The sequence below is a fragment of the Paenibacillus xylanexedens genome (genome assembly GCF_007676705.1).
GTDB classification, from domain to species: Bacteria; Bacillota; Bacilli; order Paenibacillales; family Paenibacillaceae; genus Paenibacillus; species Paenibacillus xylanexedens_C.
In genome coordinates this window covers 1-361 of record NZ_VEBF01000062.1, presented here as the reverse complement: position 1 = coordinate 361, position 361 = coordinate 1, and the positions used below count along the sequence as shown (strand labels likewise).

General features: G+C 49.0%; 1 protein-coding gene. It reads right to left on the bottom strand.

The annotated features are described in order from the left end of the window. Positions 1 to 9: 9 nt before the first annotated feature. Positions 10 to 361 (bottom strand): NPP1 family protein (locus tag FS628_RS30195; RefSeq protein WP_186328024.1); only part of this gene is annotated, 352 nt, incomplete at its 5' end.

Below are 361 nucleotides of genomic sequence, written 5' to 3'. Positions count from 1 at the left end.
TTTCTTTTTTTATCTAAACCACCCTTTCTTCACATTCTTCGTCAAATTCTTATCCTTCATACCCACCTTCCCACTCCCAAACTCCCTCGTCTTCACCCCATTACGCCCTCCACCACTCACATCCTCCCATCCCATTAAAGCCTCACTTCCCCCAACACCCCTCCTAACCCCAACCTCATCGTTCACCCGCCAGCTACTATTATACCAAATCAACGCATTCTTCTCTTCACTATTCCTATTCCTCCCTCTCACCTTTCTCAACTGCCCCTCACCCCAGTAACCAATCCAAACCATTTCACCATTCCCCGCTCCCCCATTATCCACCCACACAACCATTCCTTCCCAATCATGACCATCCCCC